Here is a 1,623-nt window from a genome sequence, read left to right as displayed (position 1 = left end):
CCGGCGCCTCCTCGCCGCCGCCGCGCGGCTCGTACGACTCGGCGTAGCTCTCCAGGTAGCGCGTCCAGCTCTCGTCGTCGCCGTCCGGCGAGGGCGCGGCCTCGGGCTCGGCCGGCGCGGCCGCCGCCGGCGTCTTGGCCTCGAGCGCCGGCCCGATCGGCTCGGCGAGCACCTCCTCGAGCGTCGGATTCTCCAGCAGCTCCTGGCGGATGTACTGGACAAGCTCCTGGCGCGAGTACTGCAGCAGCTTGATCGCCTGCTGCAGCGTCGGCGTGAGGACCAGCCGCTGGGTCAGGCGCAGGTCGAGGCGCGGCTGCTGCATGTCGCCCTAGGCCCCCGGCTGCGCGAGCTGGAAGCGCTCGCCGAGGTAGATCTGGCGCGCCTTCTCGCTGCGCGCGATCTGCTCCGGGGTCCCCTCCTCGAGGATCTCGCCGGCGCTGATGATGTAGGCGCGGTCCGTGATCTCCAGGGTCTCCTGCACGTTGTGGTCGGTGATCAGGATGCCGATGCCGCGCCCCTTGAGGATGGCCGCGAGCTTCTGGATGTCCATCACGGCGATCGGGTCGATGCCGGCGAAGGGCTCGTCCAGCAGCACGAAGCGCGGCGAGGTCGCCAGCGCGCGGCAGATCTCGACCCGCCGGCGCTCGCCGCCGGAGAGCGAGTGGGCCCTGCGGTCGGCGAGGTGCGCCACGCCGAGGTCCTCGAGCAGCCGCTGCATGATCTCGCGCCGCTCGGCCTTCGGGTACGGCATGTTCTCGAGCACGGCCATGACGTTCTGGGCGACCGTGAGCTTGCGGAAGACCGAGGGTTCCTGCGGCAGGTAGTTGATCCCCTTGCGCGCCCGCTGGTACATCGGCAGCCCGGAGATCTCGTCGGCGTCGAGGAGGACGCGGCCGCGGTCCGGGTGCGCGAGGCCGACGATCATGTAGAACGTCGTGGTCTTGCCCGCGCCGTTGGGCCCCAGCAGGCCGACGATCTCCCCCTGGCGCACCGACAGGTCGACGCCCTTGACCACCGTGCGCGAGCGGTAGGTCTTGACGAGCCCCTCGGCCCTGAGCACGCTGGTCACGGCGACGTCTTCCCCTTCCCGGCGTCCTTCGCCTCGTCGGGGTAGACGACGAGGTTGACCTTGCCCTTGACGACGACCTTCTTGTCCTCGAGGTGGAAGACCATCTGCTCGCCGACGATGACGTTCTTCCCCTCCCACAGCCGCGGCGCCCCCGTGAGCGTCACCGTGCGCCGCTCGGCGTCGTAGATGCCCTGCTCGCCGGTGGCGTAACGCTCCTTGCCGCTCTCCTGGTCGACCTGACGGAACGTCACGCTCTGGAGCGCCGTGATCGAGGCGATGCGTTGCCCGGTCGCGGCGCCCGCCGCCCCCGGCTGCTCCGCCGCGGGCTGCGCCGCCGCCTGTCCGCCCGTGGCGCCCGTGGCGCCCGCCGGCGGCGCGAAGCGCACCTCCATGCGCTCAGCCGTGATCGTCGTGTCCGCCTGGACGGCGACGACCTTCCCCGTGAACACGACCAGGTTCTCGGCGTTGAAGTACTCCGCCGACTCGGCCGAGATGCGCACCGGCGGCTGGGGCGCCCGCGCGGGCTGCTCCTGCGCCTGCCGGCCCGGCTGCGT

General features: G+C 71.8%; 3 protein-coding genes. All 3 read right to left on the bottom strand.

Translation table 11 applies throughout. The features are described from left to right. The coding region (locus VI078_04710) for an RNA polymerase sigma-54 factor (protein ID HEY5998588.1) at positions 1-322 on the bottom strand (322 nt) is incomplete at its 3' end. A gap of 6 nt (positions 323-328) precedes the next feature. Further along, positions 329-1,069, bottom strand: coding sequence for an LPS export ABC transporter ATP-binding protein (gene lptB / locus VI078_04705; protein HEY5998587.1), 741 nt, complete (start codon positions 1,067-1,069; stop codon positions 329-331). Then, positions 1,066-1,623: LptA/OstA family protein (locus VI078_04700; GenBank protein ID HEY5998586.1), on the bottom strand; the 558-nt coding region annotated here is incomplete at its 5' end. The genes lptB and VI078_04700, both read right to left, overlap by 4 nt.

It is taken from the genome of bacterium (genome assembly GCA_036524115.1).
Taxonomy (GTDB): Bacteria; JAUVQV01; JAUVQV01; order JAUVQV01; family DATDCY01; genus DATDCY01.
This window is presented reverse-complemented; position numbering and strand designations above follow the sequence as displayed.